Source organism: Cellulophaga sp. BC115SP (genome assembly GCF_009905545.1).
GTDB classification, from domain to species: domain Bacteria; phylum Bacteroidota; class Bacteroidia; order Cytophagales; family Spirosomataceae; genus Flectobacillus; species Flectobacillus rivi.
Genome location: NZ_JAAALB010000011.1, coordinates 1 through 16,889, shown reverse-complemented (window position 1 = coordinate 16,889; position 16,889 = coordinate 1). Strand labels below are relative to the sequence as shown.

Here is a 16,889-nt window from a genome sequence, read left to right as displayed (position 1 = left end):
GAATTAAGTTTAGAATAAAAATCAAATACTTGATATGGTGTAGCATATAATACTTGGATGCAGATAAGGAGCAAAAGGTTACGGGAAAAATAAAAAAACCTAATACAACCACCGTTCAGATAGTCATATTAGGTTTTTCTTGAAAATGATTTTATTAGTTAAAACTCGCTCGAAATTCTAATGGGCTTTGATTTGTTTTGGTTTTAAAAAGTTTGTTGAATGATTGTGGACGCTCAAACCCAAGCTGATAAGCGATTTCGGCGACACTCAAATTGGTGGTGCTAATGTAATCTTTTGCCTTTTCAATGAGTTTGTCATGAATATGTTGTTGTGTGCTTTGACCAGTCAACGAGCGCAACATATCACTTAAATATCGGGGCGATAAATTAACTTGTGATGCCAAGTATTCTACCGTTGGAAGTCCTTTATTGAGCGATTCTTCAGAGGCAAAATATTTATCTAATAGTTGCTCTATGCTAGTCAGAATATCATGATTGACCGTTTTTCGAGTAATAAATTGCCGTTTGTAAAAACGATTGCTATAGTTGAGCAATACTTCTAAGTACGACACCAACACATCCTGACTTATTTCATCAATAGAGGTGTTAAGTTCTTCATCGATATTTCCCAATAATCCTACAATAACCTTTTTTTCTTTTTCTGATAAATGCAACGCCTCATTGGTATCATAGGAGAAAAATCCATATCGTTTGATATTTCTACCTAAGCTATAATTTCGAATAAAATCAGGGTGAAAAAATAAGGTAAAACCAAAGTACTGAATGTCTTCATTGGGGTCGTTGTCAGTATAAATTAATTGATTTGGCGCTGTAAACATCAATCCTCCTTCGCTAAAATCATAAAACCCTTGTCCATAGCCCATTCGACCATTGGTAGAATATTTGTAAGAAATTTTGTAGAAATCAAGAAAAAAAGGATGATACATAAAGTCAAAATCTCTTGACATTTTGGCATTATCTACCAAACTAATCATGGGGTGCAAAGGCTTCGGAAGCTGCAATAAACGATGAAGCTCCGAAATAGAAGAAACACGAATAGGATTAGATTTTTCCATAATGGTATTGATAGATAGAATGTTATGTCGATTTTGATGAAGCTTAAGTACCTCGCTAAATTGGCTAAGATATTGGGATTATCCTAATAAATCAACTGTGAGATGTTTGGATAACCCCAACGAAGAGACTATCTTCCTAAGAATTCTTGTCCTATCCAAGTTCTAAATTTTTCATCGCCTTGTTCTAATCTTTGAGCATATAAGGCACGTGCGTCGGCACCTGCTACATAGCGTAACTGTTTTTTCCCGTCTGTTACAGCTTCGTATACTACTTCCGCAATTTGAATTGGTTCAGAAGAATTTTCTAACATATTCATCGAATTCTGAAGCATTACACCAAACAACTCATCGTAAGCAGAGTTTGAGCCAGTATCAATCGAGCGACTCATAAAATCGGTTTTGATTCCGCCTGGAGATACCGTTTTGACATCGATACCAAAAGCATTTAGTTCAAAGGCTAAACTTTCACTCCAGCCCTCCAATGCCCATTTGGTAGCATGATATGTAGAACCCATCGGGAAGGCAATGAGCCCTCCAATCGAGGTAGTGGTAACAAACATACCAGCTTTTTTCTCTCTGAAATAAGGAATAAACTCTTTTGTAACACGCAATACGCCCAACAAATTAGTATTGAATTGTTTAATAATTTGTTCGTCTGATAAGCCTTCCAAAGGGCCAATCAAGCCATATCCTGCATTGTTGAAGACAACATCTACTCCCAACTCAATCGCTTTTTGGGCAGTAGATTTGATATTTTCCAAATCTGTAACATCTAAAGGTAGTAACGTTACATTTTCGAGTTGAGATAATTCTGTTTCATTTTCGATGTTACGCATAGTAGCAATAACATTCCAACCTTTGCATTGAAATAATTTTGCAGTTGCTTTTCCTAAGCCAGACGAGGCGCCAGTAATAAAAATGGTCTTGTTCATGATTGTTTATTGAGATTTAAAATTTACTCAACAAAATTAGAAAAGGCCCAACTGCGAAATGTTTCCAAAATGAGTTTGGTTGTTTCCAGAAATACTTTGAGGTTCTATTTGCACAAACTTTGCTATTTCTAATTAAAAAACTGTCGAAACTCCAAAGGCGTTTGCTGGGTTTTGAGTTTAAAAAGCTTACTAAACGATTGCGAATGTTCAAATCCTAAGCAAAAAGCAATTTCACTTACCGACATATTAGTGGTACTTAAATATTGTTTGGCATAGTCAATAAGCTTATTTTGAATATGTTGTTGCGTATTTTGTGAGGTATGAATTCTTAAAATACTCCCCAGATAGTTGGGTGAAATATGGAGTTGTTCTGCAATATCAGCTACAGTGGGTATGCCTTTTTCTGAGAGATTACCATCGGTAAAGTGTTTGGTAAGAATATGTTCAAATTTGTCTAGTAATTCGAACGAAGATTTTTTCCTGCTATGAAATTGGCGCTCATAGAACCTTTCAGCATAAATCAGCAATAACTCGATTTGGGTAACAATTAGCTCTTGACTAAATTTATCCATCGCAGATTGATATTCATGTTGGATTTTACGTAGAATCTCTACCATAATTTCTTCCTCTCGGTTTGACATAAATAGCGCTTCATTGACAGCATATTGGAAAAAGTCATAAGATTTGATTTTCTTCGCCAATCCTGTATTCCACAAAAAGTCAGGATGAATTAATAAAAGCCAACCTGTAGGCTCAACTTCGACATTGGGATTAATTTCGACTTTTAAACATTGCAGTGGCGCAACAAAACTCAATAGACCCGTATTGAAATCATATTGCGTTTGTCCATAATTAAACTTTCCAGAAACATTTCGTTTTAAGCCAATCGTATAAAAATTTTGAACCCATTTCATCTGTACGCCCAAGTCTGGATATTTCACTTGACTATAGTCAACCAAACTAATTAAAGGATGCTCAGGATTAGGCAACTGGCAAAATGAATGAAATTCAGCAATTGTATTAAAACGAAATGTATTCTCCATAGTAAATAAATGTCTGTTAAAAGCGATTAAGTAGTGGGAAAGATTAAATCAATAGTATTTTATGGTGCTATTTGGATGTAATCATCTGATTATAAATTCCTTCAAATAACTAATATACTATTAACTAATAACGTCTTCTTACTTAAATATTTAGAATGCCGTTGAAACGGATACCTCTTTCCATTGTTCTACCTCTTGAGTCATGATACTGATTTTTTGTTGTACCATGTCGTAAGAATCTTTTCCCAACAACAAGTGTACGGGTGGTTTTTGTTCTTTACTTATCGCAATTAAAGCAGCAGCAGCTTTGTCTGGGTCATTTGGCTGATTGCCATCAATTGCATTTAGGTGCAAATTTTCAGATTCACGAGCCGATTGATAAGCTAAAATCGAGTTCAAAGGCGTTTTGAGAGAACCTTTCGATAAGAAGTCGGTACGGAAATAACCAGGATATACCAATGTAACCTTTACGCCAAACTCTTTTACTTCCTCTGCTAAAGCCTCGGTAAAACCAGCCATCGCAAATTTGGTGGAGCAATAAATTCCCCAACCTGCAAAGCCTCCAAAATACCCACCTACAGAAGCGATATTGAAGATATGTCCTGATTGCTGCGCACGCAGATACGGCATCGCGTGTCTAATCACATTAAGAACTCCAAAGACATTTACATCAAAATTTTGTCGAGCCTCCTCATCTGTCAACTCCTCAATCGTGCCTAATTGACCATAACCCGCATTATTGACAATGACATCGATTTTGCCAAAATGTGCAATACTCTTTTCAATTGCCAATTTTACGTCTAAACTATCAGTCAGATTCACTTCAAGAGGCAGAAGTTGATCTAAACCAAAATTCAATTCAGCCGTTAAAGCTGGGATACTTCTTGTCGTAGCAACTACCTTAAATCCTTCTTGTAATAACTGTTTTACTAAAGCAAGCCCCAAACCCTTTGAAGCCCCTGTTACAAACCATACTTTTTCTGTGTTCATTGTTTTATTCATTTTTGTTGATGCAAAATTGCATAATGAACACCCCAAAAAAGTAGCCCAATCAATCGATGCTGTAGCTGAATCGTGTATGTGGGAGATTTTGATGTTATTTGTTATTTTGAAATAAGTAATAAGAAAGAAAGAATTAATCATATAGCTACATTACACATTGAATATATCCTTCTGATTATGAGCCTATTTCAATAACTGATATACTGTTAACTAATAACTTACTTTTAATTGTTTGAAAAACTAAGGAACTCAATGCTCAATTCACCGTTACCCCAATCGATAGTGCATAGCCGTCACGCCTGTGTACGAGGGGGTAGCGCTTACTAAGGTTAGGTTTTGACGATTTTCGAGTAGATCAAAAATACGCATTCCTTTAGCGATTAGGATAGGGTTGACCAGCAAATACATTTCATCAATATGTCTACCAGCTAGGAGGGACGACACAAAGCTTACACCACCATACACGAGAATATCTTTTCCTGTTTGGTTTTTGAGCCGAGAAATTTCTTCAGCTAAGTCACCGCTTGCGAGAGTGGTATTTTTCCCAAATGGAGCATCAAGGGTTTTACTAAAAATGACTTTTGGCATATTCACCATTTTCTGAGCAAACTCAATTTTGGGATTTTCTTCCTCAAAATTCTCAAAATGAGGAATAAAAGCCTCTGCCATCTTTCTACCAATGAGTATCGTTTCTGAGCTATCCGCCAAATCATTGATAAGTTGCCAGTGTTTAGTGTCGCCTCTTGTGACCCAATCCTCCTCTCCATTTGGACCCGCCACAAATCCATCAACAGAAATTTGCATTTGCAATCTTAATTTTCTCATAGTTTTTTTATTCAAATGTAAGTGATTAGATAAAAAAAAGCCATGATTGTTACGTCGATTCTGATGGGTAAATACTACAAAATAAAGGTTTGACTAATCTATAAGCTCTTCACAATCATATCCATTTTCTTGCATCAGTTGTATTACGTGTTGGGTTACATCAAATGAGCTTTCGATACGCAGAACTTTATCACAATCTTCCAAATCGAAACTCCAATGGCAGGTAGGAAAATACCTTTTCAGAAGCTTAGAAATACCTTCCTTTTGAAATTGATTAGCAATATTAGTTTTAAAAACAAATACCATGTTTAATGCTTCTGTTCGTTGACAATTTTTTCTAAATCTACCCAGGCTCCTCCATTAAAGACTTTTCGAAAACCTTTTTCTTTAAGAATATTTTCAACTTTTACACTTCTTAAGTATTAATGCAAAATAAAATTGCACTAATACGCTTTAAGCTGTAAGCCGTAGGCATTAAGCAAAAATGTATTCATGATTTCATTAATAACAATTTTATACTACCAGCCTATAGCCTATAGCATATCGCTTATTGCGATCTTCTTAAGTTCGGTATCCCAAATAAATAAGAAGGATAGAAACAGTGACAATAATCGCTATTATCATGATTCCTTTATGTTTTTGAAAATTTTATGATCAATATAAAAAGTACCGAAAGGAATAAAACACGCGACTATGATCTTCCAAGTGGTTGTTCTAAATTTCCAGTTTTGTTCTATCGCCAAACTCATTGTATTGAGCACAAATACCAGAAAAATTGCCCCATGAATAGGACCCAAAAATTTTGATAGTGCAGGATTATGAAAAAGATGTTTCATGGGAATCGCCACGAAAATGAGCACTAAAAGAGATAGCCCTTCTAAGAAACCGATGATGCGTATACGTCCGAGTTTTGTTTTGAATAATGTGAGCATATAAGATGAAAATTAAAGGATGAAGAGTTCTACCTATAGTAAGGTCTGTGTGCAAATGGCGAAAATGGCCAAGGTATGGCAATGAAAATAATCAAGAGCGATACCGAAAACCAAACAAGCATAGTCCTGAATTTTTCGGAATCGGTGGTTTGCCGCTTTGATTTGGCAGACCCAATCGTAATAAGAACTATGGCAATTAGCATCAAAGTACTATGAATAAGGCTAAAGAAAGTCATTTCGAATCGTTGAACCGCTTCTTTAAAATGCTGCATAAAATACCTGACAATAGGACTATTGAAATAGAGGGTCATGCCAATCATCAATTGGATATGAGCAATAGTAGCAGTCCAATGTCGTATAGTATTATCCGTTTTTGAAAAAGTCGCTTTCGTGGAATAGCCCCGATACGCTCGATACAGCGCTAGTATTAGGCTCGCCAAAACGAGCCACCGCATGAAGTTGTGATAAAAAGTAAGTGTTTGATACATCGCTTGATTTGTTTGATGTAACAAAGGTATTCAAAAAACATACTAGTTAGTATGTTTTTTGAATAAAAAAATTATCTCAGTGAATCAAGATAGGATTTAAGCTCCTTTAAATAAGGCAGATACACGGTTTTACTATTCTCTAACTTGCCAAAATTTCGGATACCCCAGTAGCTTGACATCACAAACATGGTTACACTTTGGGCATTCACATCTGGTCTAACAAGTCCATTTTGTTGACCTTTTTCAATGGCCGCAATCATGTGAGTATTCCATAGCTGAGTAATTTCATACAATGCTAAGCTAAAATCCGAATGCCAAGGTGTCATTTCTTGTGTGAAATTGGCAGCAGGACAGCCATACTCTACCTTCAAAAAATCATTTTCAAGTAACAGATGTTGCATCAATTGATAAATGGCATCTAGCGGATTTTCATTGTTTTGAAGAGGTTCAATAAAACCAGCGGTTAGTTGTGGCTTAAGCAACTCATTGATTATCGCCAAGCCCATTTCATCTTTAGTTTTGAAATGGTAATAAAAAGCGCCTTTGGTTACTTTGGTCGTAGCAATGATATCATCTATGCTAGTGGTTTGATAGCCTTTTGCATAAATTAATTCAAATGCTTTTTGTAAAATCATTAATCGTGTTGCCGCTGATTTTTTCATAGTTTGTAAAATCAAATTTTTGATTTTGACATTCAGTAAATGGTCTCATAAACAATGTTTTACCAAAAACTGAATGCCCAAATCAGGTAGCCCTGTAATTGTCTATATTTTCTTTAGAATACCTTTGTCAACACTTTCGTTGATTAGGTTTTCGGCATAATCCCAAATGACTTCAGAACCTTCTTTAATAACCTTTTTCTTGTTGTACACTTTGTCGTAGTCAACACCAAACTCCGCCCAAGTGCCACCATTGTTAGAAGTATTTTGCAATAACGGTTCTAATCTATCCATACTTTTAGCAAATTTAGCCTCCTTGGTTTCGCCAGCCTCAAACTCTTCCCAAATCTCAATTAATTCGTCAGCTTGTGCCTTAGGAAGCAGACCAAAAATACGATTAGCGGCCAATCTTTCCTCGTCGGTATTAGTATGATTTTTTTGTGTATCGTATATAAAAGTGTCTCCCGCATCAATCTCTACAATATCATGAATCAGAAGCATTTTAATCACTTTTAAAACATCAATATTTTCGTTTGAGTGTTCAGCCAAAACTACCGCCATAATCGCCAAATGCCAACTATGTTCGGCATCATTTTCGTTTCTATCGCTATTGAAAAGCTTTGTTTTTCTTTGAATATACTTAACCTTATCAATCTCCTTGATAAAGGCAATTTGCTTGAGTAAATTATCAGAAATCATCTTGACCTAGTTTAATGTTAAATACAAAGGTAATAATTCATGGTATAGAACAATGTGTTTGAGTTGGGCTATTCTATCTAAGAAAAAACTTGAGATAGAAAATTTTGAAATGGAAGTAATTTAACAACTATTGTTAATAGTAATTTTCATTGAAAATATTGTAATAATAAGGACAAAAGTTTTACATTTGTCTAATGTCTCAATTTGTTACATTAGAAATTTATTACTCAATTATTTACTATCCAATTATGAAATATCTTTATTGTTTTCGCAATGTACTTTTGCTGGTGATGGTTTTAGCGTTTCAAGTTAATTCGTACGCACAAGCACCCAAAAAGCATTATCCAATCATCGATGTACATGTGCATGCGTTCAAGGCTAGTCCCAATACAGCAGATCTTTGCCCTTGGTTTTTGAAAAATATGCCAGGCGCTGACCCACATAATCATGGTGATAATCCATCAATTTTTAATTTGGACTGCCCAGATCCCTTGAAGGCTGCTAAAACCGATAAGGAAATGCAAGATGCCTTATTGGCTACTGCCGAGCGACTCAATGTTACGATGATTGTAAGTGGCGATGCCAGTGTGATTCATAATTGGCATAAAGCAGCACCTAACCGTATTATTCCATCTTTAGGTATTAGTAGCAATAAGGATATGACAGTAAAAGCTTTCGAAGATTCGTTGACAGCTGGCTTTTATAAAGTAATGGGAGAGGTAGCACCACAGTATCAGGGAATGTCTCCGAGTGATGTTAGTCTAGATGAGTATTTTGCGGTTGCCGAGCGCTTGGGTGTGCCTGTGGGTATTCACATGGGTACGGGCGGAAACGGCAATATCAATATCAGTAATCCAAAATACCGTGCTTCGTTGGGGCGTCCTTTTTTGTTGGAGGATATGTTGGCTAAACATCCAAAATTAAAAATTTGGGTAATGCATGCAGGCTACCCGATGGCCGATGAAATGATTGCCTTGATGGGTGCAAATGCCTATGTATATGTCGATTTGGCAGGTTTTATTTGGAGTTATCCTTTAGAAGAAATCCATGCGTATTTGAAAAGACTCGTTCAAGCAGGTTTTGGAAAAAGAATTTTGTACGGAACTGATCTTATGATTTGGCCAAAATTGTTGGAGACATCTATCCAAGTAATTGAAAGTGCCAACTATTTGTCAGAAGACCAAAAAAGAGATATTTTCTTTAACAATGCGGTAAGATTTTTCAATTTAGACGCCAGTAAGTTTAAATAAAGAAAGCAGGAGTAAACGTAACCCGAATTTAATGAATGTTGAATGAGTGATTATTTTTAAAATCTATGTTCTAGCAGTAGAGACGCAATGTTTTGCGTCTAAAACCGAGATTCAAAAAGCGGTCGAAAATTGTTTTCGACCGCTTTTTTGATGAGTAGTTTTAAAACAATTCTAATCCCAAAACGCAATTATGTGGATTTGTTTTAACTTGCTGTATATTAGATGGTTGTGTTTCATATTGGCTTCTCGGAATTCTACCATTATTTTTGTTTTTTACAAGGAATTGAGTAATAAATCTCTTTTTAACCTTTCATCTGTGTTAAACATTTTATGTAAGAGAAATATTACAAAATCCTTGAATCTATGCTCAAATCGCTTGTTTTCATCGTTGCTTTCTATTTGTTTTCTTCAAATACTTTATTGTTTGCTCAATTTGGTGCCAAGTGGGGTGATCAATCGAATGGTACTTTTCAAAATCCTGTGTTGCCATCCGATTTTAGTGATTTGGATGCTATTCGGGTGGGCGATGATTTTTATGCTATTTCCTCAACAATGCAATTTTCGCCTGGCATGGCAGTGCTACATTCTAAGGATTTGGTCAATTGGGAGGTAATTAGTCATGTGGTGAAGGATTTGACGCAAATAAGTCCAAAACTCAATTGGGATAAAATGGATAGCTATGGCAAAGGAATTTGGGCAGGTTCAATCCGATTCTATAAAGGCAAATATTGGGTTTATTTTGGTACGCCCGACGACGGTTTTTTTATGAGCTCAGCCAGCAATCCAGCAGGACCATGGGAGCCACTTCACCAAGTCTGGAAGGTTTCGGGCTGGGATGATTGCTGTTCGTTTTGTGATGACGATGGACAGATATATTTTATTGCCACCAATTTTGAACCAGACCCCATCAACCACAAAAAATACAATATTCATTTATTCAAAATGACACCTGATGGGAAAAACATTATCCAAGAATCGGATAGGATAATCTATCAATCACAAGGAAGCGAGGCGAATAAACTCTATAAAATCAATGGGACGTATTATCATTTTTTTAGTGAAGTAAAAACTGAAGGACGTGTGATTATGATGGAGCGCTCGAAAAGTCTAACAGGTCCTTGGGAAGTAAAACAACTCAATCATGTTGATAAAAAACTCGACAAAGAACCCAATCAAGGAGGATTAATTGAGCTTAAAAATGGACAATGGTGGTTTTTTACGCATCATGGACGCGGTGATTGGGAGGGAAGAGCCGCTAGTTTGTTGCCTGTAAACTGGGTCGCAGGTTGGCCAATTATCGGAAAAGTTGGTGCTGACACGATTGGCACAATGGTATGGTCAGGTAAAAAGCCTATCATACACCAAACTACAAAATTAGTAAGACAAACAGAGGAGTCTTTTTCGGAAAAAATACTTTCTCCAGATTGGGAATGGAACTATCAACCAAGAGCCTCACAATGGTCATTGAGTGCAAGAAAAGGACATTTACGTTTGTATGCTTTTCAACCCATAAACCCACAAGATACTGTAGATATACTACTGAGAGCAGGAAATACGCTTACCCAACGAAGTCTTAGAACACAAGAATGTACCGTAACGATTAAAGTAGATATTGCCAATATGAGTGATGGACAGCAGGCTGGTTTAACGCATTTTTCAACTACTTCGATTGCTAATATTGGGGTAAAACAAAGAGGAAATAAAAGGCATTTAGTGTTTACCTATAAAAATCAGGAGATAGTAGGACAAGAGATTAAAAGTAAAGTAATTTGGCTAAAATCGACTTGGAATTACGACGGCATGAACCAATATTATTACAGTTTGAACGGTAAAGATTTTACTCCATTGGGATTACCAACCCAACTCACTTGGGGAAGTTATCGTGGCGATAGAATTGGCATTTATAGTTACAATACTCAACAAGAGAAGGGATTTATTGATGTAGATTTTGTGAAATATTCGTTTAAGAGATAAGCAGTAGTGATGAGTTTTGAGTTGTGAATTTTGAGCGTACGAAGGTTGAACTTTGTCATTAAAATAAAATCGGTGTAGTGTCAATCGTCGCTGTTGACATTACACCAAAAAATATTAATAAATAAGAAGTTTGTTGAATAAATTAGAGCCTTATTGAGCATTCTCAAAGCGCTTATTCCTAAAAAACTTATGTTCAATTACCTTACAATAACGTTTCTGTTGACCCTATGTTTTAGTGGTCTTATTTATTGTACTCAAAAAGACCGCAAAACAGAATCTTCTATAACCATTGCTATTCAGACTTTTACAGGTATTCCAGAACAGGACGTAGTGTATGTTGAGCAAAAGATAAAATCGTTTTATCCGAAGGTAGTTGTCCTTCCTAAAATTAACCTTCCAAAACAAGCCTACTACAAACCAAGAAATCGCTACAGGGCTGACTCAATTTTAGCATTTCTTCGTCAATCCAAGGCGGATGATTATGTTTTTATTGGTTTGACAAACAAGGATATTAGTAATACAAAAGGTTCGGTCAAAGATTTTGGTGTCTTGGGACTTGGATATTGTCCAGGAAAAGTCTGTGTTGCTTCAACCTTTCGTTTGGATAAAAAAGCGAGACAAGAACAACTTTTTAAAGTTGCGATTCACGAACTGGGACATACTCAAGGATTACCGCATTGCAAACAAACGCATTGTTTTATGAGAGATGCAGAAGGCAAAAATCCTACGAATGAAGAGAAGGAATTTTGTAAAGATTGTAAAAAGCTTTTGCAAAAAAAAGGCTGGAAACTGTGAGGTTTAATTGAGTGGTTTTATCTAAAAGCATAATGAGCAAATGTATTTATACCTCCACACTTTTCAAACCATCGAGAAGACTAGGGATAATATCTCTGTTTGCTCATATAGTTTAGATATTGAATGCATATTGATTTGGGTTAAGAAAATTATCAACATCATTCAATGTGCTATAATGGTTAGATAGGCAGAATAAAATTTGATTATATTGTGGTTGTAAATTTGTTAGCATCCCTATTATGAATATAATTTCAGACGAAAATAAAATTCAATTTTACAAGTATCTGAACGGGGACATCTCAGTTTTGGATTTAGAGGATTTCATTTACAAACAGTTAGATTTAGTACAACAATTGGATGATGAAACTTATTCTGAACTTATAAGCTTCAATTACAAAGAAAAAAATGGAAATAGGCTTCAAGATTTTTTATTTGGACAAATTATTGATGAAGGACAATTTGAAACTTGGAAATTAAAAAAGACACTAAATGCTTTTTTGACTGATTACGAAAGACTTGATACTTATCTGGTCAAATTTTATCGTTTGTACTGCGGAATTTATCAAGGAGATGGACAAAGAAAATTTGCATTTAAGTTCTTAGGACATCTTGGGTTAAATAATTTATGGTGGCTAGACGAAGGATATTTAACAATGACATTTGGTGAGAATTGGAAAATAGAATATAATAAAAGCATATCGGATTTTGAATTTTATCATAAGCAATTTCAGCCAATTGCCAATAGGATATTAACAGCGTTGAAGAACAATGGAATACAGATATTGAGTAATGGGACGTATGTTATTACTGACGACTTAAAAAATGAATTGGAGTCGAATGAAATCTTCGAACTAAAACACCCTGATAGGAGATAAATAAGCTTATCACAATGAATGAGGCAATTTTGCAAGCGAAAAATACTATTACTCAGTTTGATAAAGTGTTCACAAGTAATAAATTTGACACAAGCACATTTGCTTTAAAAGTACAATTTCCGACATCTATCGGTGCTGAACACATTTGGGCTACAAGCATTATTATCAAAGACGGGTAATATTTTGGAATAGTTGATAACCTTCCAGAATTAACAACAAAAGTAAAATTGGGTGACAAAATTAAACTTGATAAAGATAATATCACAGATTGGATGTATGCCGATAATGGAATACTTCGTGGTGGCTACACAATGAAACTTATACGAAGCCGCATGACGAAGGAAGAACAACAAGATTTTGATGCCAACTTCCCTTTTAAGATAGAAAATTAGTCAATGCTCTTTTCATGTTTTAGTATCATTAGAAAGAAAACTCGGATACACAACCTTGGTCTTTATACTGAGCATAATTAGCAAATATTAACCAAATTCCACTTCAAGTTTTCGATTCGCATAGGATATTAGTTCAAGGAATTCCATTTTCACACCTGACCTATTTGATGATAGAAAAATAGTAGACAAATTCTGAACAATGAAATTTTGGTAGTCCTGTAAATGTAATGCTTTATTTATCTTTGTAGAAAAAGGTAAAATGAACTGTAGTCACTGTGGTAGTACAACAACAAAGAAGAATGGTCATACGCATTACGGTAAGCAAAACTATTTATGTCATAGTTGCAACCGTCAATTTGTAGAAGGTGGACGAGATTGGTTTGTGTCGGAGTCTGATAAAATCCTTATCAACAAATTACTTTTAGAGCGGATTTCATTATCTGGTATTTGTCGAGTATGCGATGTGAGCGAGCAATGGCTTTTAGCTTATATCAAAAAGTTGTATGAAAACTTACCAGATGATTTGAATGCTGACTTGACTTTGCCTGATATTGAATCTTACTTAGCAGACAGGATGGATGAAGAAATAGCCAAAATAGAGGTTATAAAAAAATTCGATTGCATTACAAGAATATATTCAAGTCTCAGAAATTGAGGTGATTACAGGAGAGGTCTGCTCTTTTGAAGGGAATTTGGTTGATATTGAAAATAACGATTTGTTAGTAAGGGAATTGTATAGCAAAGAGAGAGGTGTCAGGGTGGAATTTTATGGCATTCAACTAGACTTGGCGCCCCCGACGAACTATGGAGTTTTGTTGGGAAGAGGAGCAATAAACAGTGGTTGTGGCTTGCTCTTAACCCTATTAATAGGCAAATTATAGCCTTTCATGTGGGAGGGCGTTCAACAGACGATGCGTTGCTCTTTTATGAAAAAATACCAGCTATTTTCAAGGGCAGTGCAGGCTTTTTTTCAGACTATTGGCAAGCCTATGTAAAGCCATTTGGCAAAGAGAAACATTTTGGCGTTGGTAAAGACAGTGGCTTGACAGCTTATATTGAGCGTTTTAATGCAACATTAAGACAAAGAGCATCCAGACTAGTTAGAAAAGCTTTAAGTTTCTCAAAATCTCTCGTAAACCATATTGGTGCAATAAAACACTTTATTTGTAACTATAATCTTGAAAGAAAAGCATTACATTTTTAGGACTACCGAAATTATTTCTTTCAATTACCCTTTTGATATCCTTTTCTTTTGGACTGGTATCTTGTACTTCAAAATCAAATAATCAAGATTCGAATCAAATAGATTCGACCATAAATCACAATAAAAAAACATTCTTTTTCGACTATTATCAATTATATGTTGAGGGATAAACAATGCAATTTGCTACTAGAAAACATTTCGTTGGCTTAATGAAGATTCGATAGAGCAAAATATATATTGTTTTATAATAGAACTTTTTTTAGTACCTCTATCAATTTAGTAAGATGAGATATTAGCTTCTTAAAGTTTAGAACTAAAAGTGAAAGGAAGAATTACTGAATTTTCCAAGTAGGGTGGCTGACTTGTATAACATAAATGGGCTCCTAAGAAGAAAACATTTCATTTTCAAGAACGACATCCAAATTGGTGGATGGACTAAGGAAACTATTTCCTGGTTTGATGATGACAATTATAGAATTATTACTGAAAAATGATAGGGACTACCAAGTGATTACTGCATTTTGTTTGATTCTCAATTCTACTTGTTCATACAACCGTGAGACATACTATAATCCTCGATATTGGCAATATCGGATTTCGTGCAAAAAATTGATTCATCTTTTAAATCCAAGATTGGTTTTAAAAGGCAATAGCTATTGGACAGTCAACCTTTTAAGATTGCCACAGGCTGTATTAGCTGAGGCGTATCGAAATTATCACTTTCTCATATAATAAGTTAATACTAAATTGATTGCCTAATAAGTTTTCATGCACATTTAATTTTATTAAATTTAGCTTAACAAGGATATGAATCTCCCAAAAGTTAGATTGTAGAACTAAGTTGGACGATAATAAATCAATTTTTAGATACATTTTATGACTAACCTCTCAATTTATGGCACATAATCAAGAATACAAAAAAGAAGAGTCTGACATTACAGTACACGGATCTTTTACAGTTATCGAAGACGATATTGATAGTCCACCCTCAGATTTAAAATCAAATTTTATTTCATTGGAAGAATGGTTAGGTAGTATTTGCGATGAAGATTCCCCTCAAAAACCAATTGATGAATATCGAATCGGACTTTTTGAATCAGAGCAATCATACACGTTAACATTGGTAGGATTCAACTCTTATGAAAAGGATAAATACACAACCTTAAATCTAGTAGAATTTGAGCCAACAAACATGTATTTTCCCCTTCCAGAAAATTATTTTAGAAATTCATTAAAAGAGCAATTATTAGAAAAATTGATTGGGGAGTTGAAAGGTTTTACAAGTACAGAGAAATTCAAGGCTTCTTTTTTGTCAAAGGGGGATGTTGGAGTTTTTGAAACAACAGGGGAAATTATCTGGTCAAATACAGATAGTGATGCAAAATAATAAAGCGTAAAAAAACAAAAAAGCGAGTCATAAGACTCGCTTTCAGTGGTCTCGTAGGGATTCGAACCTAACTGGTAATCAGGGGCTTGCAAGCCTAAACTTGCAAATGTTAGTAGAAATGTTAGTAAATGGGGCAAAAAAAAAGCCTATGCCACACTCGCCAACACGCCTTGTCTTCTACTAACATATTTAAAATTTCCGCTCTTACCCAACTGCTCTTCGAGTTGATAAGCTCGAATCTTCCAATTTTGTGCCTCCATTGTTGCTTCTTCAATCAGTCTTTTCCAAAAACCAACGGGTTCTGTTTTCACAGGCTCTATCTCTAAAAAGTAATTTAAAGGTACTCCCAACACCTCACAAATTTGCTCTAATGTTTTAACCTTTATATTATCAGCATCCACCATTCTTTTAAATCCATCCATCGACATACCTATCTCTTCGCAGAGTTTCCCTTGAGTCATTCCTTTGGCTTTTAGGGCTTTCTTTAATTTTTCAGAAAAATTTTTCATATTTTTGTCTGATTTATTTTTTAATTCGGATTTTTCTATGATATTTGTGCATACAAAACGCAATAAAAACGAATATAATCCGAATTTAATATGATTTATTCGATTTTTTAGTCTAAAATCTATTAAAATATTAAATCTTTATGGTTTCAAAGGATGACATCAAAAAAGCCTATCGTTCTCTGGCACGAGTTGACCGAAAACAGATAAAGAACACCTTATGTACAAGATACGGGTACAAAGAAAGAAATTTTCAGTCCAAAATTTCAGGCGAGATTGGATGGACAAGAGATGAAATAGAGCTTCTGCGAGTTTTACTTGAGCTTGAAGGTGCATAACAAAGTTTATTAGGATTCATTGATAAGACACCTTGTACTTTCTCTACCCTCATTAGTTCATTTACGATATTTTACACATTTCATTTATTCATATTAATAGTTCATTACGTTCATTTAACCCTCTATTACACCATGAATATACCTGAATTAGTTCGCTCTTTGTCCGCTGACCCACTTATGCAGTTTATACTTGCAATGTGTTTGGGTGCTTTTTTGATTGCGATGTTAGGTGAAGTCCTCAATCGTTCTCAGTTTTTACAAGATTTGCTTTACGGAAAGGATACCGATGAGTAAGCATCCCAACATGTTGGTATTCGGCTGAGGAGTTGATTTTTACTTAATTTTGTCATTTTCAACTCTAATATTAAACTCATGAATAGCGACTTTCACATTTATGCTGGCTTTGTAATCGGGGGATTACTCATTGCTTGGTACATTAAGAACAATAGACGACCACCTACTAACTGTTTGTAAAATGTCTGTCTTATTTGATTTAGTTTGTTTGGTTGTATT

The 16,889-nt window shown here is 35.0% G+C and carries 20 protein-coding genes; 9 read left to right on the top strand and 11 right to left on the bottom strand.

The features are described 5' to 3' along the window. Nucleotides 1–154: 154 nt before the first annotated feature. The 10 genes from GVN22_RS10705 to GVN22_RS10660 form a co-directional block, all read right to left on the bottom strand. The gene (locus GVN22_RS10705; RefSeq protein ID WP_166551021.1) at nt 155–1,075 is read right to left on the bottom strand and encodes an AraC family transcriptional regulator; all 921 of its coding nucleotides are present in this window, start codon (nt 1,073–1,075) and stop codon (nt 155–157) included. A gap of 128 nt (nt 1,076–1,203) precedes the next feature. After that, nucleotides 1,204–2,007: an SDR family oxidoreductase gene (locus GVN22_RS10700; RefSeq protein WP_166551020.1), complete on the bottom strand. Its 804-nt coding sequence runs from the start codon at nt 2,005–2,007 to the stop codon at nt 1,204–1,206. 128 nt (nt 2,008–2,135) lie between these two features. Further along, on the bottom strand, nt 2,136–3,050 hold the full coding sequence (locus GVN22_RS10695) for an AraC family transcriptional regulator (RefSeq protein ID WP_166551019.1): 915 nt from the start codon (nt 3,048–3,050) through the stop codon (nt 2,136–2,138). 150 nt (nt 3,051–3,200) lie between these two features. Then, on the bottom strand, nt 3,201–4,040 hold the full coding sequence (locus GVN22_RS10690) for an SDR family NAD(P)-dependent oxidoreductase (protein WP_166551018.1): 840 nt from the start codon (nt 4,038–4,040) through the stop codon (nt 3,201–3,203). Between the two features lie 279 nt (nt 4,041–4,319). Beyond that, on the bottom strand, nt 4,320–4,877 hold the full coding sequence (locus GVN22_RS10685) for a dihydrofolate reductase family protein (RefSeq protein WP_166551017.1): 558 nt from the start codon (nt 4,875–4,877) through the stop codon (nt 4,320–4,322). Between the two features lie 93 nt (nt 4,878–4,970). Then, nucleotides 4,971–5,183 carry a hypothetical protein gene (locus GVN22_RS10680; RefSeq protein ID WP_166551016.1) on the bottom strand — a complete coding sequence of 71 codons (213 nt, stop codon included), beginning with the start codon at nt 5,181–5,183 and terminating at the stop codon, nt 4,971–4,973. Between the two features lie 314 nt (nt 5,184–5,497). After that, nucleotides 5,498–5,809 carry a DUF3817 domain-containing protein gene (locus tag GVN22_RS10675; RefSeq protein ID WP_166551015.1) on the bottom strand — a complete coding sequence of 104 codons (312 nt, stop codon included), beginning with the start codon at nt 5,807–5,809 and terminating at the stop codon, nt 5,498–5,500. Nucleotides 5,810–5,838: 29 nt separating this feature from the next. Continuing rightward, the gene (locus tag GVN22_RS10670) at nt 5,839–6,264 is read right to left on the bottom strand and encodes a hypothetical protein (protein ID WP_240915607.1); all 426 of its coding nucleotides are present in this window, start codon (nt 6,262–6,264) and stop codon (nt 5,839–5,841) included. 104 nt (nt 6,265–6,368) lie between these two features. Then, nucleotides 6,369–6,959 carry a TetR/AcrR family transcriptional regulator gene (locus GVN22_RS10665; RefSeq protein ID WP_166551013.1) on the bottom strand — a complete coding sequence of 197 codons (591 nt, stop codon included), beginning with the start codon at nt 6,957–6,959 and terminating at the stop codon, nt 6,369–6,371. 102 nt (nt 6,960–7,061) lie between these two features. Next, complete coding sequence (locus GVN22_RS10660; RefSeq protein WP_166551012.1) at nt 7,062–7,655, bottom strand: HD family hydrolase; 594 nt, start codon at nt 7,653–7,655, stop codon at nt 7,062–7,064. A 248-nt stretch (nt 7,656–7,903) separates the two neighbouring features. On the opposite strand from GVN22_RS10660, the gene GVN22_RS10655 reads away from it, so the two are divergent. From GVN22_RS10655 to GVN22_RS10620, 8 genes are all read left to right on the top strand, one after another. After that, nucleotides 7,904–8,905 (top strand): amidohydrolase family protein, encoded by a 1,002-nt coding sequence (locus tag GVN22_RS10655; RefSeq protein ID WP_166551011.1) that lies wholly within the window; start codon nt 7,904–7,906, stop codon nt 8,903–8,905. Between the two features lie 363 nt (nt 8,906–9,268). Further along, entirely contained in the window at nt 9,269–10,879 is a 1,611-nt protein-coding gene (locus tag GVN22_RS10650; protein ID WP_166551010.1) for a glycoside hydrolase 43 family protein, read from the top strand. 189 nt (nt 10,880–11,068) lie between these two features. Beyond that, nucleotides 11,069–11,674 (top strand): matrixin family metalloprotease, encoded by a 606-nt coding sequence (locus GVN22_RS10645; protein ID WP_166551009.1) that lies wholly within the window; start codon nt 11,069–11,071, stop codon nt 11,672–11,674. 239 nt (nt 11,675–11,913) lie between these two features. Continuing rightward, nucleotides 11,914–12,549, top strand: a complete 636-nt coding sequence (locus tag GVN22_RS10640) for a hypothetical protein (RefSeq protein ID WP_166551008.1) — start codon at nt 11,914–11,916, stop codon at nt 12,547–12,549. A 188-nt stretch (nt 12,550–12,737) separates the two neighbouring features. Next, nucleotides 12,738–12,941: a DUF2314 domain-containing protein gene (locus tag GVN22_RS10635; protein ID WP_166551127.1), complete on the top strand. Its 204-nt coding sequence runs from the start codon at nt 12,738–12,740 to the stop codon at nt 12,939–12,941. 259 nt (nt 12,942–13,200) lie between these two features. Then, nucleotides 13,201–13,596, top strand: a complete 396-nt coding sequence (locus tag GVN22_RS10630) for an IS1 family transposase (protein ID WP_166551007.1) — start codon at nt 13,201–13,203, stop codon at nt 13,594–13,596. Between the two features lie 108 nt (nt 13,597–13,704). Beyond that, nucleotides 13,705–14,145 carry an IS1 family transposase gene (locus GVN22_RS10625; RefSeq protein ID WP_166551126.1) on the top strand — a complete coding sequence of 147 codons (441 nt, stop codon included), beginning with the start codon at nt 13,705–13,707 and terminating at the stop codon, nt 14,143–14,145. A gap of 895 nt (nt 14,146–15,040) precedes the next feature. After that, a complete protein-coding gene (locus GVN22_RS10620) occupies nt 15,041–15,532 on the top strand; it encodes a hypothetical protein (protein WP_166551006.1) in 492 nt (163 codons plus the stop codon). A 146-nt stretch (nt 15,533–15,678) separates the two neighbouring features. Here the strand turns inward: GVN22_RS10620 and GVN22_RS10615 are convergent, their stop codons facing one another. Then, complete coding sequence (locus GVN22_RS10615) at nt 15,679–16,041, bottom strand: helix-turn-helix transcriptional regulator (protein WP_166551005.1); 363 nt, start codon at nt 16,039–16,041, stop codon at nt 15,679–15,681. A 467-nt stretch (nt 16,042–16,508) separates the two neighbouring features. On the opposite strand from GVN22_RS10615, the gene GVN22_RS10610 reads away from it, so the two are divergent. After that, nucleotides 16,509–16,670, top strand: coding sequence for a hypothetical protein (locus GVN22_RS10610; RefSeq protein ID WP_166551004.1), 162 nt, complete (start codon nt 16,509–16,511; stop codon nt 16,668–16,670). Nucleotides 16,671–16,889 lie beyond the last annotated feature (219 nt).